The organism is Paenibacillus aceti (genome assembly GCF_003614185.1).
Classification (GTDB): domain Bacteria; phylum Bacillota; class Bacilli; order Paenibacillales; family Paenibacillaceae; genus Fontibacillus; species Fontibacillus aceti.
Window position 1 is genome coordinate 1,899,327 of record NZ_KZ987724.1, and the last position, 25,632, is coordinate 1,924,958.

Below are 25,632 nucleotides of genomic sequence, written 5' to 3' on the forward strand. Positions count from 1 at the left end.
ATAGTAAATAATATAGCCCTCTTCAGGATTTGATAATAATACCAGAATGAAGGGAGGATCGCTGTTTAAAAAGGGACCCCGTGCACTTTTCAGACAGAAGCAATCAGTCATATGTAAGCGCTGACTTTGTATTAACTAGAATAAACAGATTTTTATTTTATTTAAACGAAGGAGGAGTACATGATGACGAACCAAGCTTTTGCCAGCGCCAGAACTCATTTCTCAAGACTGAAAATGCTCTATGTCACCGCAGGTAGCTTATTCCTCATTTTTGCCTGTTCCCTCATCTTTGCCAACAGCGCATCAGCCCATGGCTATGTTGTCGATAGCCGGGCTCATCTATGCTCAACTGGACAAAATACGAACTGCGGAGCTGTCGTGTATGAGCCATACAGTGTAGAAGGCCGCGGCGACTTCCCGGAAATCGGTGTACCTGATGGTAAAATCGCCAGCGCCGGAGTATTCCTGGAGCTCGATGAGCAAAGCTCAACTCGCTGGTCCAAGGTGAATATGACGGGCGGCGAGCATACTTTCCATTGGAAGCTCGTAGCTAACCACAGCACGAATACCTGGGACTACTATATTACCAAAAAAGGCTGGGACCCTAATTCACCACTGAAGCGCTCCGATCTGGAGCTGTTCTGCAGATACGTCGATGACGGAGCCATCCCGCCAGATGATGTCTATCACGATTGCTTCGTACCAAATGACCGCGAAGGCTATTATGTCATCGTAGCTGTGTGGGATATCGCGGATACGGATAATGCCTTCTATCAAGTGATCGATGTAAATCTATCCAAGAATCCTGCGGCACCCACTTATCCAGAGCCTGGATACCCAGGGGACCCAAATCACTTGGGTGAATACTTCCCTTGGAACAGCAACAAGGTGTACGACGAAGGTGATATCGTGCTCTTTAACGGGCAACTCTGGAAAGCGCTCTGGTGGACACAAGGCGAAGAGCCTGGCAGCCCTTGGGGCTCCTGGGAGCTGATAGGTGACGCATAATACTCATTAATTAGCAATAAGAGCCAGGCCCCCTATTGGAGCCTGGCTCTTATACTATTATACTATTACCCCATACAGCTTAACGCGCACCGGTCCGGAACTTCTGAATATGAGCCTTGGCGTCTTCAACCGTCTTGACGCGATTACGGCTCCATTCCAGCAGAATACGGTCGATATAGCGAAAATGAACCTTGCCAGCGAATACCGCTTCCTTCAAAGCCAGCAGAATCAAATCCTCGGGATATCCATCCTGATCTACCCAGCCGGAGATCGTCTCACATTCCATCGGCGATAAAGGGCGAGCAAATTCCCGTTCGAAAATGACGAATATGTTCTGCGCTTGCCCTTCCTTCGGCTTGGGAACAGGGACTTCCTCTTCCGCTGGCCGTCCTGCGGCTGCGCGCTGCTCAGCCAGGCATTGCCCCAGCTTCTCATACATCCCCGACAGATTATACCGTTCAGACCGAATCCCCGTAGACTCGTCTACCAACTCATCGATGCTGAACCAGCCCTCCTTCATCAAGCGCCTGATGACAGGAGATAATTCGCCGGGAGCTGTACCCATGCGCAGCTCCAGTTGATCGATAGAAGGAAAATCATTATGCTCCACCTGTTTGAAAGAAAGCAGCTGAACGAGCAGCATCACTTCCATTTCATCCAAATGCAGCCGCCGGTAATGGACGAATAGAGCATGCGGAATATTCACCATCGCCGCCTCTAGCCCGAAGGAGATTCCCTTCGACCATACTTTCCAGCTATCGTTCATAGCCATGTCCTCTCACCTGCTTATGGATATAGGCGATACAGCATCCGTGGGAATGGAATCGTCTCACGAACATGCTCAATTCCACAGATCCAGGCTACTGTACGTTCCAGACCTAGACCGAAACCGGAATGCGGTACAGATCCGTATTTGCGCAGATCCATATACCATTGATAGGTCTCTGGGGACAGATTATGCTCCTTGAAGCGTTCCTCCATCAATTCAGGATCATCGATACGCTGCGATCCTCCGATAATCTCGCCGTAGCCCTCAGGTGCGATCATATCGGCGCATAGAACGACTTCAGGACGATTAGGATCAGGCTTCATATAGAACGCCTTAATGCCTGCCGGATAGTTCGTAATGAATACCGGCTTGTCATAGCGTTCTGCGATCGCCGTCTCATGCGGCGCACCGAAATCCTCGCCCCATGGGATATCGAAGCCTTGCGTATGCAAATATTCGATCGCTTCATCATAGGAAATACGCGGGAACGGTGCCTTGATATTCTCCAGCTTGGAGATATCGCGGTCCAACGTCTCCAACTCATGACGGCAGTTCTTCAGCACCGATTGCACGATATGAGAGACGAAGTTCTCTTGCACGACGAGGCTCTCTTCATGATCGGTGAAGGCCATCTCCGGTTCAATCATCCAGAACTCGATCAAATGGCGGCGAGTCTTCGATTTCTCAGCCCGGAATGTCGGTCCGAAGGAATAGACCCTGCCAAGCGCCATCGCTGCAGCTTCCATATAAAGCTGACCGCTCTGTGTCAGATATGCATCCTCATCGAAATATTTCGTATGGAACAGATTCGTCGTTCCCTCAGCTGATGTTGGCGTCAAGATCGGCGGGTCCATCTTTGTAAATCCATTCGTATGGAAGAACTCCTGAACCGCGCGGATGATCTCGGCACGAATTACCATAATCGCCCGCTGCTTTGGACTGCGCAGCCATAGATGACGATGATCCATCAGGAAATCTACTCCGTGCTCCTTCGGCGTGATCGGATAATTCTCCGTTAATTGAATGATCTCGATGTCCGTTACGGTCATCTCGTAGCCGGAATGACTGCGAGGCTCCTCGCGAATGACCCCGGTCACATACATCGAGGATTCATGGGTCAGGCTCTTCGCCTTCTCCCATACCTCTTCGCTCACTTCACTCTTCACGACAACCCCTTGAATATAACCGGTACCGTCGCGAAGCTGCAAAAATTGAATTTTACCGCTCGAACGCTTGTTGTTAAGCCAGCTGCCGATTACAACCGTCTCACCGACATGCTCGTTAACTTGACGGATCACACTTTTGATCGTCATGCCATATCTCTCCTCTTAATAGGTCGTTCAAAAAGTCCGCTTTGCATCACAAAATGAATCAAGCCGTGATCTCGGTGCTGAAAGCGGTCTTTTTGAACTCACATTTTAAGTCATTGTTATTATTGGTTCTCTTGAACGATGCGGTACGTATCCCGCGCGATCATCAATTCCTCATTGGTCGGAATAACCAATACTTCGACCTTGGAATTTGGCGTGGAAATACGACGCGGATCACCGGAGCGAACCTTGTTCAATTCAGGATCGATCTCAACGCCGAGATAAGTAAGGTTCTCACAAACCTTCTCTCTCACAATCGCCGAGTTCTCACCGACACCGGCCGTAAATACGATCACATCGACCCCGTTCATAGCCGCTGCATAAGATCCGATGTATTTGCGCAGGCGATATTCGTACATTTCAAAGGCCAGCGTGGAATTTGGATCGCCCTCGGCCATGCCATCGGTGATGTCGCGCATATCACTGCTGCTTCCAGAGATCGCCAGCAAGCCGCTATGCTTGTTCAACATCGAGTTCGCTTCACTCAGCGACAGTTCTTCCTTGTTCATCACGAATGTAACTACCGCTGGATCAAGATCGCCACTGCGCGTTCCCATCATGAGACCCTCAAGCGGAGTCAGACCCATCGACGTATCGGTAGATACACCGCCCTGAACAGCCGTCATGCTGGCACCGTTACCGATATGGCAGGTGATGATCTTCAGATCTTCAATCGGACGGTTCAGGTAATCTGCGGCTACCTTGCTAACATATTGATGAGAGGTACCGTGAGCTCCGTAACGACGAACGCGGTGTTTCTTATATAATACTTTCGGGATCGGGTACAAATATACCTTCTCTTCCATCGTCTGGTGGAAGGCAGTATCAAATGCAACCACCTGTGGTACGCCTGGCATATTCTTCTCCGCAGCGTTAATCCCCAGAATGGCTGGCGGATTGTGCAGCGGCGCCAAGTCGAACAGACGGCGGATTTCCGCTTTTACTTCACTTGTTACGAGCGCAGAGCCCTTGAATGCTTCCCCGCCATGAACGACGCGATGTCCCACGGCTTGGATCTCTTCAACAGACTCAAGCACACCATGCTCTTTATCCGTCAATTTCTCAAGCACCTTGCGAATCGCTGTCGTATGCTCGAGAATTTCACTCACTTCGGTAACTTCCTCTTTGCCAGTCGGCTTATGGGTAAGGATCGAGGAATCCATACCGATCCGTTCTACCAGACCTTTAGCCAATACCGATTCATCCGTCATGTCATACAATTGATATTTCAGAGATGAGCTTCCTGCATTGATTACGAGCAATTTCACACCCGGTCACCGTCCTTATTGTATTTGAAAAATCCTTCGCCTGTCTTCACACCGAGCGATCCGGCGCGAACCATTTTCTTCAACACGAAGGAAGGGCGGTATTTCAATTCGCCGAATTCACGGAACATGCGCTCCAGAGCAGCCAGGATCGAATCCAGGCCAAAGCGGTCAGCCATTTCCAGCGGTCCATATTGGAATTGATAACCGATGCGCATAGCATCGTCGATATCTTCCGCCGAAGCAACGCCTTCGCCAAGCACATGCAGCGCTTCATTGATCATCAGACAGATGATGCGGGAAGTGACGAACCCTGGGGATTCATAGACCATAATCCCATGCTTGTCTACGACTTCTTCCACGAAATGCTTGGTTTCTTCGAAGGTTGCCTCCGAAGTTTTCAAGCCACGAATGATCTCAACCAGATTGATCTTGGCAACAGGGTAAATAAAGTGCATGCCAATCACACGCTCCGGATATTTCGTAGAGCCGGCAATTTCAGTCAAGCTAAGCGTTGACGTATTGCTGGCCAGAATAATATTGCTTGGACATACTTGGTCAAGCTGCTTGAACACCTGTCTCTTGGCATCCAAATCCTCCGAAATGGTCTCGATTACCATATCGCAGGTACCGAGTTCGGCAAAATGAGTTACTTTATGAATTTTGGATAAGATCAATTTCTTCTCAGCCTTCGTAATCGCCCATTTCTCCAATTGCTTATCAAGGCTAGTCTCAATCATGCTGTAGGCATGATTCAGTTTGTCAGTTGTCTCCTCCACGAGTAGCACATCGAGTCCTTTGGCTGCGAGCATTTCTGCAATGCCTTGCCCCATTGTGCCGCCACCAATGACACCTATTTTTTTGAAATTCATGGTCTTCTCGCTCCATCCTTTCATAATCTCACGTAATATTGTACCCCAGATGTCGAATAATACATCTTTTTATACCCAACATATAATAATATCTTAGCATGAGGAAAAAGTAAAAAAAAATAACCGGCATCATGTTTTATGCCGGTAAATTTGTAAATTCACTAAATTGACATCGGAATTGTTCTCCAGACAGTCTTTCTTCCTTCAACAGAATGTCCAGTGAATGCTCGAATACCGCTGCATGATCCAACAGAATTTGCTTGGATTTGGCAGCCAGCTCATCGAGAATCCTGGAATTCTCTCTCATCAGCACTTCCTTGGTCACCATGTCCATATTCATAATGCCCAATGAGGTAAGCCCGGAGGTCATCATCGTCTCCACGATATTCAAGGCCTGCTCGAAATCATTACTGGAGCCGGTACTACGGCCGCCATAATAAATTTCCTCAGCCGCTGCTCCGGCCAATGCAACCATGATCTGACCTTCCATATATTCCTTGGTATACAGATATTTTTCATCCTGGGGATTGTGGCGAACATAGCCAAGCGCGCGCCCCCGCGGACTCAATACCACCTGATTGACACTGCCCGGCGAGACAACCTCGGCAGCGACCGCGTGGCCCAGCTCATGCACGGCGACGCGTCGTTTCTCTTCCACCGTGGACTCGCGATCCGTCTTCTCACCTAGCATCACCTTATCGATGGCCAGCGACAGATGAAGCTGAGTGATCAGCTCCTGCGAATCGCGCAGCGCATAGATCGCCGCTTCATTCATGACGCTCTCCAGCTGCGCACCGGAGAAACCAAAGGTCTCCTCCGCCACTTTCTCCAGATCCACATCCTCTGCCAGCGGTTTATTTCCGGCATGAAGCTGCAGAATGTGCATACGCCCTCTTTTGTCAGGCAGATCTACTTGTATATGACGGTCAAATCGCCCCGGACGGAGCAAGGCATTATCCAGCATCTCTTTACGATTCGTCGCAGCAACTAACAGAATACGTGGCGTATCTGAAGTGTAGATTCCATCCATCTCCGTCAGCAGCTGGTTCAGCGTCTGATCATATTCCCGCTGTTGACCGCCCTCGCGTTTACCGCCAATTACGTCGATCTCATCGATGAAGATTACGGCACTCTCTTTATTCTCCTTCGTGGCCCGGGTGCGCGCCTCCTTGAACAGATCACGGATCCGGCTTGCCCCGACCCCGACATACATTTCAACGAACTCACTCCCCGATGCAGCCACGAACACAGAATTCGTATACTGAGCCGCAGCTTTTGCTAGCAGCGTCTTCCCCGTTCCTGGCGGACCGGTTAACAGAATTCCCTTGATCGGTCGAATCCCGAACTTCGTGATCTCTTCGTAACGGACCATGAAGTCAAGCGCTTCGATTAATTCCTGCTTGGCGCTCTCCTGTCCGCCGATATCAGCGAAGGTCAGCTTGGCAGGTCCCTTCTTTCTACGTCTACGGTCATGGGCTGTACCTATCGCAATCCCGCCACGCATCTTGGCAAGGACGAATACCCCTCCTGCCAACAGTCCAAGCAAGACGACAGGCGCGATATTAACCCCTGTAAAGGCTAGAAAAATGAACAGCACGGGCACAAAACCGATCGTGATCTCAACGATTCTTTTACGCATTAGGCCATACCCCCATTCGCTCTGGAACACGGGGTAAAATAATGAACTTGCTTGCCTGGCCATCCGTCAACGTAATATATACATTCTTCTCATCCATCTCAGCCCGGGCTGTCACTGATTTATGCTGTTGCTGCAGTTTGTCCAATGTCTCATTGATTTCAGTATATTGCTTATTCTCCATCGCTTCGGCGACCGGGAACAGCGCTTCATTCCAGAGCTGGTTCAGCTCATGATTCGATTGATCCTGGATATCAAGCTCAAGCTCACGTTTTCCAATCCACTTCTTGCCATCCTGTCTAATCTGTTGAACCAGCTCACCAAGATTCGTCCCGGGCTTCAAGTCCAGCTTCAAAGCGACCTGCTGTCTATTTATATCCGATTGAACACTGTTCACACCGTCAAATTGCTTCACTATGTTCTCGAATGGGCTCTCTACCGCCCAATGCTGGTAAGCATACCAGCCCCCAAATAACAGCAGCGCCGAAACTGCAACGCTAGCGACAATTGTTCCAATTCGCAGTTTCACGAGATGTCCCCCTTATATAATGATATATCTTCTATATATACTTTCGTCTATCAAAACAACTGGGTTAAGTATATCATATCTTCTATAAGAGGACGAGCGGATGTGTGAAAATTATTTAAAATTCGGGATATTAATTGTTCCCATAACTGCCTGCAACTGACTTTATCCATACAAAAACAAGCCCTGTTCAAAGAAGGCTGATCGGGGCATAACTACGGCTAATTCCGTGCATGCACCTTTTCATCAACCTCTCTTGAACAGAGCCTGTCCTCTTCCTTACCGTCTTAACGATTCGGCAAAGTAAACACTTCCGTTAAGGATTCCCCATTGCTATAGCTGAAGAATCGGTAATAATGGTGAGTCTTATCCTTATAGAATAGTTCCCAGACATATTGATTGTTATATATACCGGGAGTCAACTTTACAACATCGATGTCCGGTAGAGTCTCTTCGATGATCTTGCGCATCTGCGGCTCGGATACCCCTTCAGACAGCGGCTTCTCTTGCGCCTGCTTGCCCTCTGGCAGCCAGACCATAACCTGCGTTCCGTCCGCCGTCTTCCCTTGAACCACCCAGCATACTTCATCCCAGACAAACTTCCAGACGCGCTCGCCTTCTACTAATCCGGTCTCCTGTCTGGCCCGCTGTATCGCCTCGTTCTCTCCTCGCCAAATGTCCTCATGTACGTATAAATAATAACGGTAAAGGCCGAAGAACACGATCAGCAGGAGCACAATCGAGAGCAGAATCCACTTGGTTCTATTCTTCAACCTTCTCTTTCCTTCCCAGCTAAAATATGAACTACAGGCAAGGGGGCAACCCCGCCTTAACGAGTGAGAAGGCCTTCAAAGGCTGCTTGCGCTTCGAAGCGAATGCGCTCTTCATCCAGCGTCAGGCACTCCCCGTGGCGAATCACTTGCTTGCCGTCCACCCATACATGCTCGACATCCTTAGCACCTGCTGAATAGACGATATGTGAAATATAATCCGTCTGCGGCAAGAAATGAGCCTGATCCGTGTTGACAGCGATCATATCCGCCTTCATTCCCGCAGCCAATTTGCCGACTTGGTTAAGATAGAGCGATTTCGCCCCATATTCTGTGCCCATACGCAGCGCCTCCAGAGCAGGAACCGCCGTCGGGTCACCGGACACCCCTTTATGGATCAGAGCAGCCAGCCGAATCTCTTCGAACATATCGAGATTATTGTTGCTTGCCGGTCCATCCGTTCCGAGCGACACAGTAACGCCCGCTTTGAGCAGTTCAGGAACCCGTGCGACTCCGCTAGCTAGCTTAAGGTTACTGCCTGGATTATGTGAGACAGCTACGTTGTGAGCAGCCAGAATCTCAATCTCTTCATCCGTCAGATGCACCGCATGTGCTACCAGAGACGGCCGAGAGAAGAAGCCGAGATTAAGTAGATGTTGAACAGGACGAACACCGTACTGATCAACATTTTGCTGAACCTCCGCCTTCGTCTCAGACATATGCGTATGCAGTGGCAAATCGAGGTCATGTGCTGCTTGGACGAACTTCTCGATATAGTCAGGAGGGCAGGTATACGGAGCGTGCGGCGACATCATCGTAGTGATCCGTCCATCTGCCTTACCGTGCCAATCACGGGCAATACGTATCGCTTCTTGCAATTTCTGAGCTTGTACTTCAGGCGGGCACAGGCCGATTACGCCGCGCATCAATACAGCGCGAATGCCTGATTCCTCAACCACCTTGCCGACTTGGTCCATATGATCATACATATCCAGGAAGGTCGTAGTACCTCCCTTAAGCATTTCCAGCACGGACAGAGCGGTTCCCCGATACACATCCTCAGCGGTAAATTTCGCTTCCATCGGCCACATTTTTTGCTCTAGCCATTCCTGCAGGACCATATCATCTCCATAGCCGCGGAGCAAGGACATCGCCGTATGCCCATGAGAATTGATCAGTCCGGGCATGAAGAGCAATCCTTTGCCATCATAGGTCTCAGCGCCTTCAACGCCTTCAGGACGCTCTTCACCAATATAAGAGATCGTATCGCCTTCAATGAGCATATAGCCCTGGACGATCGGCTGCTCTTCATTAAGAACTACAAAAGTACCATTTTTAACTAAACATTTCCGACTCATTTTCCAGTTATTCCTTTCCACCTTGTAAATAGTAAGCAAGACTAATCAAGTCTGTTGTGAAATCTGCCGCATGGATACGCACGCCAGACGGAACCTTCAGGATCGTAGGCGCAAAGTTCAGGATCGCTTCGATTCCCGCTGCGACGAGCTGATCAGCGACACGCTGCGCTTCCACATCAGGAACCGTAATAATTCCGATCTTAATATGTTTGTCTCTTACGGTCTTCTCCAGCTCATCGATCGGCTGGATCGTAATATCCTTGACCTTCTGGCCCACTTTATCGGGAGAGTCATCGAAGATCGCAATGATCCGCATATTATCCTTGACGTAAGTATTATAGTTGGACAAGGCTTGTCCCAGATTACCGGCTCCGACAAGAGCTACATTAATCTGTTGATCCAGATTTAGAATTTGCCGTATTTTCTCAATCAAATAAGAGACATCATACCCGATCCCCTTGCGGCCGAAATCGCCAAAATAAGCGAGATCCTTGCGAATCTGCGCCGGATTCAGATCCAGCTTCTGTCCGAGCTCCTGGGAAGAAACCGTCAAGACCTCGCGATGACTTAATTCATTAAGGAACCGCAGGTATACAGGCAATCTGCGTACAACCGCATCCGAAATTTTATCTGATTTCATATATTTTCCTCCTACAGGTGCAATTCGAAGAAATTACGACTCTTCGTTATCGTCTAGCCATTCCGAAATACGAGGGACCATCTGTGCTAATGTCATATGTTCCATCTTCGGTCCCGGCAAAGAATACAGGAAGTATTTCCCATAGTAAGATTCCAAGATGCGAGTGTCATATACGACGACAATACCTCGATCTGCTGATGAACGGACAAGACGTCCGAACCCTTGTTTGAAGCGGATGACCGCCTGTGGCACAGACAGCTTCATAAAAGGATTCTTCTTCTCCCGCTGCAGCCGCTCACTCTTTGCCTCGACCAACGGGTGACTCGGCGGCTGAAACGGCAAGCGGACGATCGCCAGGCTGGTCAGCGCTTCACCGGGAATATCCACCCCTTCCCAGAAACTGCTCGTTCCCAGCAACACCGAAGCCTGCTGTCCTTGAAAGCGACGGGTCAGCTTCGTTCGGCTACCGCTATCCATCCCTTGTCCGATCACAATGATGCCCTCGTCAGCGAGGCGCTCTTTGAGCGGATCATATACCTGCCTGAGCATGCGATAGGAAGTAAATAGCACCAGCATACGCCCTTTGGTTACAACAGCAGTGTCCGCTAAAGATTTCACAAGCGTCTGAACGAAGTAATCATCGCCGACACTCCCCTTAACGCTCGGAAAATCCCGAGGGATGACCACTAACGCCTGCTCCCGATAATTGAACGGGGAGGGCAGCATCGCGGTCATGAGCCTGTCAGCGCTATCCGCTTCCTGCAGACCTAGCTGGTCGATCACATATTGGAAGGATTTATCTACCGTTAAAGTGGCGGATGTCATCACTACACTCTTTTTCTTGTCGAAGAAATACGACTTCAATTGGCTGCTGACATCGATCGGAACTGCAAATAATTGCAATGAACGATTGCGATAGTTCCCATTGGCTTCGAGCCAATAAACCGTATTCTCATCCTCCAGCTTCATGAAGAAGCGAAGCGTATCGCGCTCCTTGGCCAAATCCTTGAATAATCCGCTAATATCCGTCAACAGGTTCTCCGAACCATAATCATCCTGTTCCTCACGGAGTTCAGTCAGCATCCGCTCTCCTTTGCGGAGAATGTCCCCTAATGTAATAAATATCGAATTCTCTAATGTAGTAAGAGCATCCCAGGCTTTGGGCTTCTTATCCGGCAGAAGCCGGTTGACGAACTGTCCCGGATCTCCGGGAGCCGCATCCGATCGCTCCGACATTAAAGCAAACAGCATTTCACTTAATTTGTCCCAATTCTCCTTCACTTCGATCAGAGAAGGATACAGGTCATTGATCACCGATATCCATTTCATCGCCGCATCGGTTCCCGCTTGCTGGAGCAGAGTATGCAGGGCTGGAAGCTGCCCTGTCTTGCTGTCCTTGAACAGACGGGTAAGCGTATGGACGACAGAGAAGTATTTCAGCTGCAGGCCGAGATGCTTGCCCGCGACCTCTTCAAGATGATGGGCTTCATCGATGACCAAGCGTTCATAGCCCGGCAAGAGCTGATGTCCGGCCTGTATGTCGGTGAACAGCTTCGAATGATTCGTAATGACTACGTCGGCCACACCCGCTTCATGTTTGGCCCGGTGATAGAAGCATTTGCGGAACCATGGGCAAGAACGTCCCAGACAGGAATCCGAATCACTGGCGACGGTTTCCCAGAAGTCTCCGCCCCGATTTCCAAGATTGAGTTCCTCATCATCTCCAGTCTCCGTCAGGGCAAGCCATACGATCATTTGCGCAGCAGTCATCACCTCTTCTTTAGGGGATGCAAAGTCTCTTCTATTTATTTTATGTTCAAATTTGCGCAAACACAAATAGTGTTGCCTACCTTTGAAGATGGCCGCCCGGAACGGAAAAGACACCACTTCCGTCAATAAAGGAAGGTCCCGTTCTCTGAGCTGCTCCTGCAAATTGATCGTATGCGTGCTGATCATGACCTTCTCATCCTGCTTCACGCTCTGATAAATCGCGGGCAGAAGATAACCGAGGGATTTCCCGGTGCCGGTGCCGGCTTCGATGAGCAGATGCTTGTCCTCCGCGAAGGCCTGAATCACCTGCTCCAGCATGATACTCTGCGCTTCTCGCTCCTCATACTCAGGCAGCTTCAGGCGCAGCTGCTCCCTAACCTGCTCCATGAACTGTTCAAAGGAGATATCCTTAAGCGGATTCCCCATTTGATTCCGGGCTGGCTCAATATCCATCCAATCTTCAATCTGCAGCGCAAATTGGCGATAGTATGTAAAGCCGTCCGGGTTGATCCCCAACTCCTGCTGCTGCTTCTGCTGCAGCATCGCGTCAAAGAACCAGGCCAGATCGCTATCCTCACGATCGAACAGATCGGACAGCCGCTGCAGCGTGAGCAGAGGCAATTGCTCGATCTCCTCCAAGCACTTCAGGAAGATCAGAGCGGTGGCAAGCGCGTCGCTATCCGCCTGATGCGGCCGATCATGCTGAACATTGAATTCCTGGGACACCAGTCCAAGCTGATAAGTCGACAGCGAAGGAAAGAATATCTTCAGGAAGTCCATCGTATCGAGAATGCGCCCCGCGAAGGGCAAATATCCCGTTTTGTCGAGCGCGCTCTGTAAATAATTGAAGTCAAAGGCCACATTATGCCCGACCAGAACTGCATCATTAAGTAATGGAACCATCTCCATCATCACTTCGTCCAGTTCAGGCGCATCTTTGACATCCTCCTCCGTGATCCCGGTCAAGCCCGTAATAAATGGAGGAATCGGGATGCCTGGTTTCACGTAGGAGCTATATACTTGAGTAATTGTCAAATCATGGTCTATAATGGCTAGTCCTGCCTGAATGATCTCATCGGAGGACTGATTACCTGTAGTCTCAAAATCAAGTACAGCGTATTTCATTTCTCGTTCCTAAGTCCCTTCAATCCAGTCTCATTAACAGCATAACAGAATAAAGCCATTTTGAAAATTAACTAACATTTTAATAAACAAAGCGATGCATCATAAATTATGAGTGCATCGCTGGCAAGAAAAACGCTGTTAAGCTCGGCTCGATTCATTCTGGTGTTACATTAAGGGAGACAACTCATCTCCAAATTTCAGCTTCCCCGAGCTGTGATCGCAGGCCTGCAAATTCGCCAGCGGTTCAGGCAGCGTCGGGTCGCTCTGGTGGGCCAGCGCGAAGTATTCCTTCGCTTTCAGGCGCTTCCCCCTCTGTGCTTCGATGCAGCCCAGCGCATTATAAATGATGGAACGCAAGCGGCTGCTGGTCGCCCGCTCCAGCACGGCAGTGAAATGCGAAGCGGCTTCGGATAATTGCTGCAAATGCAGATGACACATCGCTAAATAAGTTCGGCCAACAAGACTGTCCGGATAACCTTGCACAACGATCTTGAACTGCTCCAGCGCCTTGGAGAACATCAGCAGCTTGTAATAGCCCTCCCCTTTTTCATAAGCATCGCATTTCATTTCAGGAAGGACATAGCTGGAAGCATCCGCTTCATTCCAATTCTCCCGGACAGAGCCCATCTTCTCTTCAAAGCTCAGCCATTCTTCAATAATTCCATCGCTCATATTCTTGAGGAGGTTCCATTTATGCGTGAGTTCCTGCTTCTGTGTTCCCTGGGCCATCGGATAAAACTTGGAGATCTCATCCAGCATTTCGTTCATTTCCGCAAACATATGTTGAAACATCATCCGCATCCCACCCCTTAAAAAATGAAATCAGTGCGAGCCTTAAGTTCATTTTTTGTTCCGGGGACGCTTTTCATTCCCGCAGGGATTAATTGCATACCGGTTAGATGGGAGTACAGCTAATTAACGGATGGTCGAATGCAATTCCTTCGAAGCTGTCTCGACCGGCTTATTATCTTCTCCGACGAAAACCACGGTCGGTTTGTAATTTCGGATCTCTTCATCAGATAATTGCGCGTAAGAAATAATAATGACCGTATCCTCAGGTTGTACCAAGCGCGCTGCGGCTCCGTTTAAACAGATGACCCCGCTGCCTCTTGGCCCAGGGATGACATAGGTCTCCAGACGGGCTCCATTGTTATTATTGACAATCTGTACTTTCTCATTCTCCAGAAGATCAGCAGCTTCCATCAAATCCTCATCAATCGTAATGCTGCCGATATAATTCAGATTGGCCTCTGTTACCGTCGCGCGGTGAATTTTCGACTTCATCATCGTTCTATACATGGATAGCCTCCCCCTTTCTGGTTAACAATACATTATCGATCAGTCTCGTGGCCCCGAATTTTACGGCTACAGCGGCGAGAATCCCTCCGTGGGCTTCAAGCTCACTATTCAAGGAATTTGCCTCCTGAAGAGGTTCCATACTCGGAAAAGCCACCATCTCCACATAGTCGATCTCAGCCAGCGGCTCACTGCCAATATGATGGAACAGCTGCCCTTTTGCTTCTCCGGTGGTTATCGATTTGCCACTAGATACTTCGGCTTCCAACTGCTTCAGGCTACGGGAGAGAACCAGCGCCGCCGCGCGCTGCTCAGTGCTTAAATACACATTGCGTGAGCTGAGCGCCAAGCCGTCGCTCTCACGAACGATCGGGCAAGGGACAATCTCTACGTCAAAGTTCAGATCCTTGACCATCCTGGCCACCACAGCGACCTGCTGAGCATCCTTCTGCCCGAAATAGGCCCGCTGCGGGGATACAATATGAAAGAGCTTGCTGACCACCGTCGTTACACCGTCAAAATGTCCCGGACGGGAAGCTCCACATAGCAGCGAGGTAAGTTCCGCCACAGCAACCTTGGTTCTGATCGGCTGGGGATACATTTCCTCCACGCTCGGCATCAATACCGCATCGACGCCTTCTCGCTCAGCAAGTGCCAGATCACGCTCGGCATCTCGCGGATATCGATCCAGATCTTCATTTGGCCCAAATTGAATCGGGTTCACGAAAATGCTGAGGACGACAAGGTCATTCTCCGCCCTGGATTTCCTTAACAGACTGGCATGGCCTTCATGCAAATATCCCATCGTAGGAACCAGGCCAACCTGCAGCTCTTTGCCCTCCCTTGCAGCAGTCATACGCTGCGATTTCAGGAATTTCTTCAATTCAGGGATCTCGGTAAATACTTTCATGAATTACTTTCCGCCTTTCCTTTGCCGTACAGATTGTCCAATACTCCGTCTTCGGCGGCAAACACATGCTCTTCAGCTGGGAACTGCCGTGCTTTTACTTCCTGCACATAAGCTGTGATGCTATTACGGATTTGCTCCCCTATATCTCCATAGGTTTTGACGAACCGCTTATTCCGATAATTTGAAGTATATTTAAGTACATCATGATAGACAAGCACCTGACCGTCACAGCCTCTGCCAGCGCCAATGCCGATCGTCGGTATCGACAGCTGGGATGAAATATAAGCGGCCACTTCCTCGGTCACAAGCTCCAGTACGATGCCGAATGCACCTGCTTGCTCCAGCGCTCTGGCGTCCTCAAGCAGCCGCTTGGCATCCGCTTCATCCTTGCCCTGGATTCGATACCCGCCGATCTGATTAACCGATTGCGGCGTGAGTCCGATATGTCCTAACACCGGAACGCCGGATTGCACGATAATCTTAATCGTATCGGCGATTTCCGCTCCGCCTTCCATCTTTACAGCATGAGCATGCCCTTCTTGCATAATTCTGCGCACGCTGCCAAGTGTCTCGTTAATTCCCCCGTGATATGTCATAAACGGCATGTCAGTAACGATAAATGTGTGCTCGGCACCTCTGGCTACCGCACGGGAATGGTAGACCATATCGTCTAAGGTCACCGGAATCGTCGTATTATATCCGAGCACGACATTTCCAAGGGAATCTCCTACCAGGATCATATCTACCCCTGCTTCCTCAGCGAGCACCGCTGACGGATAATCATAGGCAGTGATCATGGAGATCGGTTCCCCTTCCTGCTTCATCCGTTTCATTTTCACAATATTTAATGCATGTTTTCCAGCCATATTCACATCTCCCTTTGGTATGGGTCGTTTCGACGCGGCAGCACTCGAACACAACAAAAAAACCTTTTAGTTACGTACTAAAAAGGTCCGATTCCAAAGAAGAGTCACTTTCGATCGTCCCTTCTGTCTCGGTCCCTTCGGCTCAGAGCAGAATCCAACGCAATCTGACAGTTATTCACTTATCCTTAAATCTGCTAACGCCATGCAATACCGCTCGAAAGAGTGCAGCTCGGTCTGGCCGATGCCGCCTCCTGCGATCAGTATAACAAATTATTTTTCATTTTTCATCTACCAAGTTGTATTTCCCCTGAGAAAATTGTCCGGGCCTTCCCATGATCATCTGTCATCAGCAATGCACCCGTAGAATCCAGCCCGGTAGCAAGCCCGCCTAGCTCCCCTTCCGGCGTCCTGATCTTCACCCGCTGACCGATCGTCACGGATAAGGCTTCCCATAAATGACTGATCGGAGCAAAGCCCTCCTGCTTGTACAAATCGTATAACTGCTCCAGCTCATGCATGATCTCAGCGATCAGCTTCGCTCGGTCCTGTCGGGCCCCACTCTCGATTCGTAAGGATGTCGCCACGCTGCGCAGCTCCTCAGGGATATCTTCCTGCTGCAGATTAACATCTATTCCAATGCCGACAATGCAATACTTGAGCAGTTCATCCTCGCTGATCGATTCAACCAGAATCCCGCACAGCTTCTTCCCCTGAACGAGCAGATCATTCGGCCATTTAATGCCGACATCGGCTCCGCTCACCTTCCGCATCGCCCGGCAAACCGCGACTGCGGTTAACAGCGTCAGCTGGGCAGCAAAAACGATCGGCTGCCCCGGCCTTAGCAGCAGGCTCATCCAGATGCCTTGTCCGGCTGGAGAATACCATTTGCGGCCATGTCTGCCACGGCCGAGGGTCTGCTCCTCAGCGATCACTAGCGTCCCTTCAGACGCCCCCTGCTCAGCCAACTTGCGAAGCTCCTCCTGGGTCGTCTTCACGACCTCCAGAACATAGAGCGGCTGCCCGAACGCCTTGGTTCGCAATTGGGATAACACCTCGGCGCTCTGGATACGCTCCGGCGTATGAACGAGCCGGTATCCCTTGCGTGAGACTGCTTCAAATTCATACCCCTCCTGCCGCAGCTTATTAATTTGCTTCCAGACCGCGGTCCGGCTGATCGACAAGCGGCGGCTCAGCTCTTCACCGGAAATATATTCTCCCTGATGACCCCGCAGCATCTCTAATAAACGGTTAGATTCCATCTTGATTCATCACGTCCTTCGCATACTCCAGCAAAGCTTCACGCTCATTATTCAGCTTGCCCAGGGCTACCCGCTCAAGCAATTGCTTCATCAATTGCCCAAGCCAAGGCCCCCCCTTCATCCCCAGGCCTTCGATCATATCGCTGCCAGCTACAGCCAAATCTCGCAGCTCATACACCTTCATCTCGTCATGCCACTTACTGGCTTGTTCCAGATATTTATGTAAATGAGCTACAGTTAGTTGCTCCTCTTCCAATACAAGACTGCCAGCTTGTACAAGGGACTGCAGCAGTGCTTGATGACATTGCAGCCATGCAGCTGTCGTAGCTCTGCCGTAGGCCAACTCCAAGGAAATCCAGGCCTTGCGCAGCTCTTCCCGCTCCTTCGGTTCAGCTTCATAAATGACTAGCTGAGCCAACCACTGTTCATCGAATTGGATCAGCTTGGTCGTCTGTTCAGCGATGCGATTGGGAAATGTCCACTGCTTCAGCCATTCAATCGCGTCATCACCGCTCATCCTCACCCCTCTGAGTAGCAAATAGAGGCGCTTCTCCAGGCCCTTAAGCGAAGGCATCTCCAATGTCTGCAAATAGCTCTGACGCAGCGGCAGTTCATAAGTGAGCGGGTATTTGACGTAATTAATCACTCCGCTGCGGTGAATGAGAGCCAGCCCACGCAGCGGGTGAGGGCCTTCGAGCATTCGCTCCAGTTCAGCCCGAATTCGTTCCATCGCGATGAAGGTCAGCTTCTCTCTGCCTATAAGCAGGGCCCGCCACAGACTCTTCACCGGCTTGAAGCCAAATATAGAGGCGAAGCGTATCGCCCGCATCATCCGCAACGCATCCTCTTCGAACCGTTCCTCCGCAGCACCGACACAGCGGATCTGCCTCGCTGCAATATCCTCGCGGCCGCCAAACGGATCGATCAGCCGCCCGTCTATGCTGAGCGCCATCGCGTTCATCGTAAAGTCACGCCGCTGCAGGTCTTCCTTAATCGCATCGACGAATTCAACCCGGGAAGGTCTGCGATGATCCTCATAATCCGCTTCCTTGCGGAACGTGGTCACTTCGAAGGAATGATCCTTCATCAGCACCATGACCGTTCCATGCTGAATGCCTGTAGGGACCGTCCGTTCAAAGAGTGAAATCACCTGCTCCGGTCTGGCGGAGGTAGCGATATCCATATCATGAACCTCGCGGCCCATCAGTTCATCTCTGACGCATCCCCCGACAAAATAGGCTTCATAGCCTTGATCGATTAATATGCGTAGCACCTTTTCCCCCTGATGATACATCAGGGGGTCTACCTGTTTCCAAGAATTCATCGAATTGAAAGCCTCCAAGCGATTAGTCGATCTATCTGTGTGAATTTGCGAACTGAGGCCTGCTTCCGCTGAGGATCAGCTCACCGGTGTCAGATCAGGCACTTCACGATTCAGCACGCGATAATAGATCGCTTCATAGATCGAAGTGATGCGGTCGCTGCTGAAATGATTTCTGGCCCGCTCCAGGCACGCCTGCTTCATATGGCTGGTAAGCTCATCATTCGTTAATAGCGAAATGCAGAGCTCTGCCATTTGATCCGTAGCGCCGATCGGCGCCAGGAAGCCGGTCTCACCGTGAGCTACCAGTTCCGGTATGCCACCGGCTATCGATCCAACCGTCGGTACTCCGCAGGCCATAGCCTCCAATGCGACGAGCCCGAAGCTCTCCTTCTCGGACGGCAGGAGAAGTACGTCCGCCATCGAGATCACCTGTGCGATATCATCCTGCTTGCCGAGGAAATGGACCCGTTCACTCAGTCCCATCTCTTTGATTTTACACTGAATCTTCGGCAGATCGGGACCCTCGCCCACTAGCAGCAGCTTGGCTGGTAGACTGGCATTGACTTTCTCGAAGATATCGATTACATCGCTAACCCGTTTAACCGGCCGAAAATTGGAAATATGCATCAGCACCTTTTCCTCGGGGTCGGCAAAATCATTGCGGCACTCAAGACAAGGCCTTGGATAATACACCCGCTCGTCAACGAAATTATAAGCGAGATCGATATCCCTTGAAATATCCAGAACCTCGCGGGTCTCCTTGATCAGATCACGAGAGACAGAGGTAACGGCATCACTATTGTTAATGGCCAAGCGAATCAGATCCTTGAGCGATTCATCCTGAGCCAGTACGGTAATATCCGTTCCATGCAATGTTGTAACCACCTTCAGTTGCTCCCCGACCATCTGCTTGGCCAGATAAGCGCACACCGCATGCGGCATGGCATAGTGTACATGCAGGATATCGAGCTTCTCCATTTTTGCTACTTGAGCCATTTTGGTCGCTAGAGACAGATCATAAGGCGGATAACGGAACACGTAATAGTCGCTGACTCCGACCTCGTGATAGATAATATTTTTATGGAAGCTACCTAATCTGAAAGGTACGCCATGACAAATAAAGTGAACCTCATGTCCTTTCTCTGCCAGCAGTTTACCGAGTTCGGTCGCTACAACCCCCGAACCTCCCAGTGAAGGATAACAGGTAATGCCAATTTTTAGATGCTGGTTCATCGGTGGGGGCCTCCTTTAATGTAGTTGTTTCTGATATAGCTTATGAACTTCGGTTCCCAAATAGATTAACAACATAAGGGGTCTTGACCGCGAACCCCTCTGCATAAGGGATCAGCTTACGCTGGCCTAGCAAGGAATCCCGAGCCTTGACCCGTTCGACATAGCCTTGATTCAGCGGCGTAAGGGCAATGTCCTCCCCTCGCGGATCATGGCCGAACTGCGACCGGTAGCAGCCTAATGCCTGCTCCTTGAGCGCATAGCAGTCGGTAACATCCACGAGTAAATCAGGAGTCCTCCAGTCATTAATGAAATAGAAATATAGCTCCGGCGCAGCGACCGCAGGCTTGTCCGGCATATATCGACGCAGCTTACTATTGAAGGCTGCTTCCTCGACCAGCTTACTGCAGGCGACATGATCCGGATGACGATCCTCCCAATACGGGGCAAAAATAAGCGCCGGCTGATATTCACGGATCACCGCAGTCACAGCCGCAATCTGCTCTGCCGAGCCAGTTATGCCGCGATCCGGTAAGCCAAGATTCATCCGTCTTGTCACACCGAGCACTTCGGCGGCGGCGGCGGCCTCCTGCTTGCGAAGCGTGACATTTCCGTTAGAAGACAGCTCCGCTTCGGTTAAATCGCAAAGCCCGATCCGATAACCCGCCGCAATCTGCTTGGCGATCGTCCCGGCCATACCGATCTCGGCATCGTCTGCATGCGCGCCGAAAATCAATATATCCAGCGGCTCGCTCATTATTTCAGCTCCGGCTTCAATAACTCAACCAGCTCGCGCCAGGCGAAATCTCCGCGATCCAGCGCACGGACCAGAATTTCTGCGGTGGCCATATTCGTAGCTACCGGAATACCGTGAACGTCGCAAAGACGAAGCAAAGCGGTGATATCTGGTTCATGTGGCTGAGCCATCAGCGGATCACGCAGGAAAATAACCAGATCCATTTCATTCTGAGCAATCAACGCCCCGATCTGTTGATCCCCGCCTAGTGGACCGGATAGGAAGCGATGAATCTTAAGATCGGTAGCCTCCATGATGCGCTGTCCTGTCGTACCGGTGGAGAATAAATTTTTGTCCTTAAATACATGTTCATAAGCAACTGCGAAGTTTACGATGTCTTCTTTTTTTCTGTCATGGGCAATAAATGCAACGTTTAGCATTAGACCTCATCCCCTACTCTTCCATAAGATGTTCAAATCCGTAAATCATACCTTTACAGGCCAAAACTTTCTTTACTGCTATATTAACACCTGGCATATACCCAGCGCGATCATAAGAATCATGGCGAATTTTCAAAGTTTGCCCGAAGTCCCCGAACACGACCTCCTCTTGAGCAAAAATCCCTGGCAGCCGGACGCTGTGGATCCGGAATCCATTATAATATCCGCCGCGCGTCCCTTCGATCGTCTCTTCCTCATTAGGATTGCCTTGTCTATGCTCTTCCCGATTCATCGAGATCATTTCAGCGGTCTTGATCGCTGTCCCGGAAGGTGCATCCAGCTTCTGGTCACTATGATATTCGATGATCTCCACATTAGGAAAATACTTCGCCGCTTCGGCAGCAAATTTCATCAGCAGAATAGCGCCGACGGAAAAATTGGGGGCAATCAGCCCGCCCAACCCTTTATCAAGGCATAGCTTGTCCAGATGCTCGATCTGCTCTGGCGTAAAGCCCGTCGTACCTGTAACTGGAGATACTCCATGTCTGATCGCCAGCTCAGTATTCGTATAAGCAGATTGAGGTGTGGTGAAATCGACCATAACCTGCGGCTTGCTCTCAAGCAGAGCCAGCTCCAGATCCGAGGTAATCGCAACGCCGCAAGGCTGCTTGCCAACCAATGTACCCGCATCGAGCCCTTCCTCAGACGGGCTTACAGCCGCCACTAATTGTAGCTCCGGGTCCTCTAGTACCATTTTGACGACTTCTTTACCCATTTTACCGGCAGCGCCGACAACGGCTACTCTTATTTGTTCCCCCATTTTTAATCCCCCTTCACTCAATTAAGATGATGATTTATTCAATCTGTTCTCCAACTGTTGTTCCAATTCGGTGAGCTGCCTCGCAATCCCTTCGTCTTGAGGAAGAGCATAGGCTTCTCGCAATGTGCGCAGCGCGGCTTCATATTGTGCCATTTCTCCATAGGCGATCGCCAGCCAAATCTGCACCTCGACCGATAGCGGATCGAGCTCACCCGCTCTCTCCAGCAGACTGACCGCCCTTTCGGACCTGAATACCCGGTCTTCGACCGAGTTCTCCAGATGATTTCTCGCCATTACAGTCAGTTCCTTGGCCCTCAGCCGATCATAATGCAGCATATATTCCTTATGGTCAGGTGCCAGTGTCGCCGCCAGACGAGCATGAGCCAGAGCTTTATCCAGCAAATTGCTACGGGCACTGGTGATCGAATGACGATAATGGATATCGGCATTATCCGGTTCAACGCCGAGCGCCTGCTCGAACCAATAGAGCGCCTGCTCAAAATCATTCTCATATATGCTTCGGTATGCTTTGCTTAAATATAGTTCTGCCTTCATTTGCTGTCCCTCCCAAACAGAAGTGGGCTAATTGCTATTACAGCATATGAAGGCGCGCCTTATTCGGTGTCCTTTTTCGTCCAACGATCTGCATCGCGGGTTGAAAATTTACGCATTACATTATTATGGGCCTCAGTCAGATCCATTCCGAGCGAGTTGGCGAAGCAAATCGTAATGAAGAGGATATCTCCCAGTTCCAGTTCAATCGAGCCCTCTGGCTCGTCCGGCTTCTTGGGCTTCTCTCCATATGTATGATTCACTTCCCGGGCCAGTTCGCCGAGTTCTTCGCTCATTCGGGCGATTAACGCCAACGGACTGAAATAGCCCTCTTTGAATTGCGATATATATTCGTCTACTTCTCGCTGCATCTCAGCCAGAGTCTTCTCCTTCATCCTATCACCCCATCTTCTTTGTCTAGATTAATTCTTATGTTATCGTAACAGGAAATTGAAAACAAACTCTTTTTGTATATACTAAGGAAAGAAATACGTAAAATGATTATACTACTCACTCGTAAAGGAAGAAATGAGTATTATGAAAAATATCACAATGCATGTGAAATCGGTCATACCGATCATTATTGGGACGGCGATCTATGCTTTTGGTTTACTCTATTTTATAATACCGAACCATCTCATGGAAGGCGGGGTCACAGGGATCACGATTCTGTTGAAATATGCGTTCAGCATATCCCCGTCCGTCTCGAACCTGCTCATCAATATTCCTCTGTACCTGCTCGGCTGGAAAATCCTCGGCGGCCGGCAAATGATTCTGACCGGGGTCGGAATCTGCTCTTTGTCCTTCTTCCTTTGGCTATTCGAGCGTATTCTGAGCCAAGGCTGGATCGATATGCTGGAGACCGATTATATTCTTGCCGCTTTATACGCAGGCGTGACGCTTGGAGCCGGCCTCGGCATCGTCTTTCGCTTCGGAGGCACGACAGGCGGGTCCGACATTATCGCCCGCATTCTAGGGCGTAAATTCGGCTTCAGGATGGGGCAGGTCATTCTGAGTATCGATGTGATCATCATCGGCCTCTCTCTCTTCTATGTACGTAAAGAGAATATTCTATACACGCTTGTAGCTGTATTCATCGCTTCCAGGATGATCGATTTCATCCAGGAAGGGGCCTATGCGGCCAAAGCCTTCATGATTATTAGCGATCATGCGGAAGTCATTGCAGACATCATTACGAAGGAATTAGAGCGGGGTGTTACGCTAATTCCGGCCAAAGGTGCCTATTCCAAGCAGGATAAGCCGATGGCTTACTGCGTCGTGTCAAGGCAGGAGATCAGACGTCTTCAAGGTATCGCCAAATCGGTAGACCCCCGGGCCTTCATCATTATTAGCGATGTCCGCGATGTACATGGCGAAGGCTTTCGCGAAGAATAAAGAAGAGGTGCCCCGAGCGAGATTGATCAGGGGCACCTCTTCTTTCGTGGAATCAGAAGCGAAAGCGGTCATTCTTTTCTTTTTGGCCAGGCGTTGTAATCACCGTTTGGTTCGCCCGATATTTCCGGTAAGCAGTATAGAACAGAGCAAGCAGAATCCAACCACCGATCAATAGACTCCAATTCCAGGGATTTCCGTAGCCAGCAATGGGAACGAAGACGGGTTCATCTGTTTTTTTGCCGAATAACTCCTTCACCAGCTGCTCCCCCTGCTGCAAGGTTCCCGATAGCACGGACTCGTCCTTGTTCTTCTCACTTGTCAGACCATCGACATAGGATAGCCAGGAATCAAAACGATGGATCTCCGATATATTCTTGCGTATGACAGCCGCCGGACGAATTAATTCATAATGCGATCTCAGACTCAGATATGCCTCTCTTAATGAGGTCGCATCGCCTTCTACTCGCGCCTTGATCATCTGCTGCAGATCCTCACTAAGCACCTTGTAATATTGATGCCAGAACGCCTGCTGCGGATGGGTAAGACTGTTAACCGCCAGCCTGAGCCTGGCGGAGGAAGTGATCCAATCCTCCTGACCGTCTACCGCCCTGGCCAATGTCTCTTTGACATCCATAATCGTGCCCGCCAGAGCATGGATCCCCTCGACCGAGGTCAATCCCTTGAATGACAGATGCTCCAGCGCCCCGATCACCTGCTCCATACTCTGATTGGCCTGCTTCGTATTCCCTTGCTGCATATCCTGATATAGCGATTCCGTTGCGGCTTCAAGCTGTCGTAGCCTCTCGGCCCGCTCCTGCTCCGTTAATTCGATATCCGCTGCTGAGCTGACGGACAGCAAGGCAGCATTCGCCTGAGATCCTTGCAGAAGCAGCAGAACGATCGATAAAGCCGCTAATAGACTAGCTCCTTTCCATTTCACGGACATCCCTCCCTACCATCATGCTATGGCAGGCTGTCCATGCTTAGAACCTGATATTTAACACCTTCATCGCCCCGACCTGTCGCCTATCGTCGCTTCGCTCCCCGAAGTGCAGCCCACCCGGCCAACGCGCTGGCACAGGTTAGAGCGAAGGTAAATACCATCACTATATTTACATCATTCCACAGCACCTCAGGGAGCCATGGATAGACTCCGAAGCTGTAGTCGATCATATCATTCAGCAGCGTCCAGCTCCAGGCACCAACCAGCATAAATGTCCCGAATTTGAACAGCCGGACATATAAGAGGGCCTCTACCACCATGGCCAAATGGGAGCCGACCAGCATCCAATGCTGCCACACCAACGGCTCACCCTGCGCCGCTCCGGCGAAAATAATCGCCACCGCCCATAAGCCATATTTGACGCTCGTCACGACAGCCAGGCCCTCGATGATCGTGCGGACGATATAGAATTTCCCTAATCTGTGCGGAAACAATAGAAATAATAACGCCAGCGTAAAGAATAGACTGGCCGTAGGGCTGTCCGGCACGAAAACAATGAGCCAATGCGGCTGCGTCGCCCATGTCTCCCTCAATTGATCATCATACCAAATATAGCCGTAGATCGTCCCCAGCAAATTGACGATGAACAGGCTCCATAATATGTATCGGTTACCTAATAGGGACTTGCCCCAGAATGACGACAGCCTCAAACGAAAAGCTCCTCTCTATAGCAGGATGACAATATGTAAAAA

General features: G+C 50.2%; 26 protein-coding genes. 2 read left to right on the forward strand and 24 right to left on the reverse strand.

Features of this window, described 5'->3' with window-relative positions:
- The first annotated feature begins 180 nt into the window (after positions 1 to 180).
- A complete protein-coding gene (locus tag BFJ94_RS08325; protein ID WP_229717067.1) occupies positions 181 to 1,008 on the forward strand; it encodes a lytic polysaccharide monooxygenase in 828 nt (275 codons plus the stop codon).
- A 79-nt stretch (positions 1,009 to 1,087) separates the two neighbouring features.
- On the opposite strand, the gene BFJ94_RS08330 is transcribed toward BFJ94_RS08325, so the two are convergent.
- The 22 genes from BFJ94_RS08330 to BFJ94_RS08435 all read right to left on the reverse strand — a co-directional run bounded on the left by BFJ94_RS08330 (position 1,088) and on the right by BFJ94_RS08435 (position 22,937).
- Positions 1,088 to 1,780 (reverse strand): DnaD domain-containing protein, encoded by a 693-nt coding sequence (locus tag BFJ94_RS08330; RefSeq protein ID WP_120462241.1) that lies wholly within the window; start codon positions 1,778 to 1,780, stop codon positions 1,088 to 1,090.
- Positions 1,781 to 1,794: 14 nt separating this feature from the next.
- On the reverse strand, positions 1,795 to 3,090 hold the full coding sequence (gene asnS, locus BFJ94_RS08335) for an asparagine--tRNA ligase (RefSeq protein WP_120462242.1): 1,296 nt from the start codon (positions 3,088 to 3,090) through the stop codon (positions 1,795 to 1,797).
- A gap of 119 nt (positions 3,091 to 3,209) precedes the next feature.
- The gene (locus BFJ94_RS08340) at positions 3,210 to 4,415 is read right to left on the reverse strand and encodes an acetate/propionate family kinase (RefSeq protein WP_120462243.1); all 1,206 of its coding nucleotides are present in this window, start codon (positions 4,413 to 4,415) and stop codon (positions 3,210 to 3,212) included.
- The gene (locus BFJ94_RS08345; RefSeq protein ID WP_120462244.1) at positions 4,412 to 5,284 is read right to left on the reverse strand and encodes a 3-hydroxyacyl-CoA dehydrogenase family protein; all 873 of its coding nucleotides are present in this window, start codon (positions 5,282 to 5,284) and stop codon (positions 4,412 to 4,414) included. Before BFJ94_RS08345 ends, BFJ94_RS08340 begins: the two co-directional genes overlap by 4 nt.
- Positions 5,285 to 5,420: 136 nt before the next feature.
- Entirely contained in the window at positions 5,421 to 6,923 is a 1,503-nt protein-coding gene (locus BFJ94_RS08350; RefSeq protein WP_120462245.1) for an AAA family ATPase, read from the reverse strand.
- Positions 6,916 to 7,449, reverse strand: a complete 534-nt coding sequence (locus BFJ94_RS08355) for a hypothetical protein (protein WP_120462246.1) — start codon at positions 7,447 to 7,449, stop codon at positions 6,916 to 6,918. The genes BFJ94_RS08350 and BFJ94_RS08355 overlap by 8 nt, the downstream gene beginning before the upstream one ends.
- 284 nt (positions 7,450 to 7,733) lie before the next feature.
- Positions 7,734 to 8,219, reverse strand: a complete 486-nt coding sequence (locus BFJ94_RS08360) for a cell wall elongation regulator TseB-like domain-containing protein (RefSeq protein WP_120462247.1) — start codon at positions 8,217 to 8,219, stop codon at positions 7,734 to 7,736.
- Between the two features lie 56 nt (positions 8,220 to 8,275).
- Positions 8,276 to 9,574: an amidohydrolase gene (locus BFJ94_RS08365; RefSeq protein ID WP_120462248.1), complete on the reverse strand. Its 1,299-nt coding sequence runs from the start codon at positions 9,572 to 9,574 to the stop codon at positions 8,276 to 8,278.
- A gap of 7 nt (positions 9,575 to 9,581) precedes the next feature.
- On the reverse strand, positions 9,582 to 10,214 hold the full coding sequence (locus BFJ94_RS08370; RefSeq protein WP_120462249.1) for a redox-sensing transcriptional repressor Rex: 633 nt from the start codon (positions 10,212 to 10,214) through the stop codon (positions 9,582 to 9,584).
- 33 nt (positions 10,215 to 10,247) lie between these two features.
- Entirely contained in the window at positions 10,248 to 13,109 is a 2,862-nt protein-coding gene (gene dinG, locus BFJ94_RS08375; protein ID WP_120462250.1) for an ATP-dependent DNA helicase DinG, read from the reverse strand.
- A 165-nt stretch (positions 13,110 to 13,274) separates the two neighbouring features.
- The gene (locus BFJ94_RS08380) at positions 13,275 to 13,904 is read right to left on the reverse strand and encodes a tetratricopeptide repeat protein (RefSeq protein WP_308424694.1); all 630 of its coding nucleotides are present in this window, start codon (positions 13,902 to 13,904) and stop codon (positions 13,275 to 13,277) included.
- 120 nt (positions 13,905 to 14,024) lie between these two features.
- Positions 14,025 to 14,408: an aspartate 1-decarboxylase gene (panD, locus tag BFJ94_RS08385; RefSeq protein WP_120462251.1), complete on the reverse strand. Its 384-nt coding sequence runs from the start codon at positions 14,406 to 14,408 to the stop codon at positions 14,025 to 14,027.
- Positions 14,401 to 15,315, reverse strand: a complete 915-nt coding sequence (gene panC / locus BFJ94_RS08390; protein ID WP_120462252.1) for a pantoate--beta-alanine ligase — start codon at positions 15,313 to 15,315, stop codon at positions 14,401 to 14,403. Before panC ends, panD begins: the two co-directional genes overlap by 8 nt.
- Positions 15,312 to 16,181 (reverse strand): 3-methyl-2-oxobutanoate hydroxymethyltransferase, encoded by an 870-nt coding sequence (gene panB / locus BFJ94_RS08395; protein WP_120462253.1) that lies wholly within the window; start codon positions 16,179 to 16,181, stop codon positions 15,312 to 15,314. The genes panC and panB overlap by 4 nt, the downstream gene beginning before the upstream one ends.
- A 284-nt stretch (positions 16,182 to 16,465) precedes the next feature.
- The gene (locus BFJ94_RS08400; protein WP_120462254.1) at positions 16,466 to 17,440 is read right to left on the reverse strand and encodes a biotin--[acetyl-CoA-carboxylase] ligase; all 975 of its coding nucleotides are present in this window, start codon (positions 17,438 to 17,440) and stop codon (positions 16,466 to 16,468) included.
- Complete coding sequence (locus tag BFJ94_RS08405) at positions 17,430 to 18,764, reverse strand: CCA tRNA nucleotidyltransferase (protein ID WP_120462255.1); 1,335 nt, start codon at positions 18,762 to 18,764, stop codon at positions 17,430 to 17,432. Before BFJ94_RS08405 ends, BFJ94_RS08400 begins: the two co-directional genes overlap by 11 nt.
- A 75-nt stretch (positions 18,765 to 18,839) precedes the next feature.
- Complete coding sequence (gene bshA, locus BFJ94_RS08410; RefSeq protein WP_120462256.1) at positions 18,840 to 19,997, reverse strand: N-acetyl-alpha-D-glucosaminyl L-malate synthase BshA; 1,158 nt, start codon at positions 19,995 to 19,997, stop codon at positions 18,840 to 18,842.
- 40 nt (positions 19,998 to 20,037) lie between these two features.
- A complete protein-coding gene (gene bshB1, locus BFJ94_RS08415) occupies positions 20,038 to 20,751 on the reverse strand; it encodes a bacillithiol biosynthesis deacetylase BshB1 (protein ID WP_120462257.1) in 714 nt (237 codons plus the stop codon).
- Positions 20,751 to 21,170 (reverse strand): methylglyoxal synthase, encoded by a 420-nt coding sequence (gene mgsA / locus BFJ94_RS08420; RefSeq protein WP_120462258.1) that lies wholly within the window; start codon positions 21,168 to 21,170, stop codon positions 20,751 to 20,753. The genes bshB1 and mgsA overlap by 1 nt, the downstream gene beginning before the upstream one ends.
- 13 nt (positions 21,171 to 21,183) lie before the next feature.
- Positions 21,184 to 21,990 carry a 4-hydroxy-tetrahydrodipicolinate reductase gene (gene dapB / locus BFJ94_RS08425; RefSeq protein ID WP_120462259.1) on the reverse strand — a complete coding sequence of 269 codons (807 nt, stop codon included), beginning with the start codon at positions 21,988 to 21,990 and terminating at the stop codon, positions 21,184 to 21,186.
- Positions 21,991 to 22,011: 21 nt separating this feature from the next.
- On the reverse strand, positions 22,012 to 22,545 hold the full coding sequence (locus tag BFJ94_RS08430) for a tetratricopeptide repeat protein (RefSeq protein WP_120462260.1): 534 nt from the start codon (positions 22,543 to 22,545) through the stop codon (positions 22,012 to 22,014).
- Between the two features lie 59 nt (positions 22,546 to 22,604).
- Positions 22,605 to 22,937, reverse strand: coding sequence for a nucleotide pyrophosphohydrolase (locus BFJ94_RS08435; RefSeq protein WP_120462261.1), 333 nt, complete (start codon positions 22,935 to 22,937; stop codon positions 22,605 to 22,607).
- Between the two features lie 133 nt (positions 22,938 to 23,070).
- Between BFJ94_RS08435 and BFJ94_RS08440 the strand changes: the two genes are divergently transcribed.
- The gene (locus BFJ94_RS08440) at positions 23,071 to 23,937 is read left to right on the forward strand and encodes a YitT family protein (protein ID WP_120462262.1); all 867 of its coding nucleotides are present in this window, start codon (positions 23,071 to 23,073) and stop codon (positions 23,935 to 23,937) included.
- A gap of 52 nt (positions 23,938 to 23,989) precedes the next feature.
- Here the strand turns inward: BFJ94_RS08440 and BFJ94_RS08445 are convergent, their stop codons facing one another.
- Positions 23,990 to 24,877, reverse strand: a complete 888-nt coding sequence (locus BFJ94_RS08445; RefSeq protein WP_162944221.1) for a sporulation protein YpjB — start codon at positions 24,875 to 24,877, stop codon at positions 23,990 to 23,992.
- Positions 24,878 to 24,963: 86 nt separating this feature from the next.
- Positions 24,964 to 25,590 (reverse strand): DUF1405 domain-containing protein, encoded by a 627-nt coding sequence (locus tag BFJ94_RS08450; RefSeq protein WP_120462264.1) that lies wholly within the window; start codon positions 25,588 to 25,590, stop codon positions 24,964 to 24,966.
- Positions 25,591 to 25,632 lie beyond the last annotated feature (42 nt).

Bases quoted from the DNA above. Each gene is read 5' to 3' on its own strand.
- BFJ94_RS08400 (WP_120462254.1), bottom strand. From the start codon at position 17,440: ATGGAATCTAACCGTTTATTAGAGATGCTGCGGGGTCATCAGGGAGAA.
- BFJ94_RS08380 (WP_308424694.1), bottom strand. From the start codon at position 13,904: ATGATGTTTCAACATATGTTTGCGGAAATGAACGAAATGCTGGATGAG.
- asnS (WP_120462242.1), bottom strand. From the start codon at position 3,090: ATGACGATCAAAAGTGTGATCCGTCAAGTTAACGAGCATGTCGGTGAG.
- dapB (WP_120462259.1), bottom strand. From the start codon at position 21,990: ATGGGGGAACAAATAAGAGTAGCCGTTGTCGGCGCTGCCGGTAAAATG.
- dinG (WP_120462250.1), bottom strand. From the start codon at position 13,109: ATGAAATACGCTGTACTTGATTTTGAGACTACAGGTAATCAGTCCTCC.
- BFJ94_RS08435 (WP_120462261.1), bottom strand. From the start codon at position 22,937: ATGAAGGAGAAGACTCTGGCTGAGATGCAGCGAGAAGTAGACGAATAT.
- BFJ94_RS08405 (WP_120462255.1), bottom strand. From the start codon at position 18,764: ATGAATTCTTGGAAACAGGTAGACCCCCTGATGTATCATCAGGGGGAA.
- BFJ94_RS08330 (WP_120462241.1), bottom strand. From the start codon at position 1,780: ATGGCTATGAACGATAGCTGGAAAGTATGGTCGAAGGGAATCTCCTTC.
- BFJ94_RS08430 (WP_120462260.1), bottom strand. From the start codon at position 22,545: ATGAAGGCAGAACTATATTTAAGCAAAGCATACCGAAGCATATATGAG.
- panD (WP_120462251.1), bottom strand. From the start codon at position 14,408: ATGTATAGAACGATGATGAAGTCGAAAATTCACCGCGCGACGGTAACA.
- BFJ94_RS08440 (WP_120462262.1), top strand. From the start codon at position 23,071: ATGAGTATTATGAAAAATATCACAATGCATGTGAAATCGGTCATACCG.
- BFJ94_RS08350 (WP_120462245.1), bottom strand. From the start codon at position 6,923: ATGCGTAAAAGAATCGTTGAGATCACGATCGGTTTTGTGCCCGTGCTG.
- panB (WP_120462253.1), bottom strand. From the start codon at position 16,181: ATGGCTGGAAAACATGCATTAAATATTGTGAAAATGAAACGGATGAAG.
- bshA (WP_120462256.1), bottom strand. From the start codon at position 19,997: ATGAACCAGCATCTAAAAATTGGCATTACCTGTTATCCTTCACTGGGA.
- bshB1 (WP_120462257.1), bottom strand. From the start codon at position 20,751: ATGAGCGAGCCGCTGGATATATTGATTTTCGGCGCGCATGCAGACGAT.
- mgsA (WP_120462258.1), bottom strand. From the start codon at position 21,170: ATGCTAAACGTTGCATTTATTGCCCATGACAGAAAAAAAGAAGACATC.
- BFJ94_RS08370 (WP_120462249.1), bottom strand. From the start codon at position 10,214: ATGAAATCAGATAAAATTTCGGATGCGGTTGTACGCAGATTGCCTGTA.
- BFJ94_RS08325 (WP_229717067.1), top strand. From the start codon at position 181: ATGATGACGAACCAAGCTTTTGCCAGCGCCAGAACTCATTTCTCAAGA.
- BFJ94_RS08345 (WP_120462244.1), bottom strand. From the start codon at position 5,284: ATGAATTTCAAAAAAATAGGTGTCATTGGTGGCGGCACAATGGGGCAA.
- panC (WP_120462252.1), bottom strand. From the start codon at position 15,315: ATGAAAGTATTTACCGAGATCCCTGAATTGAAGAAATTCCTGAAATCG.
- BFJ94_RS08365 (WP_120462248.1), bottom strand. From the start codon at position 9,574: ATGAGTCGGAAATGTTTAGTTAAAAATGGTACTTTTGTAGTTCTTAAT.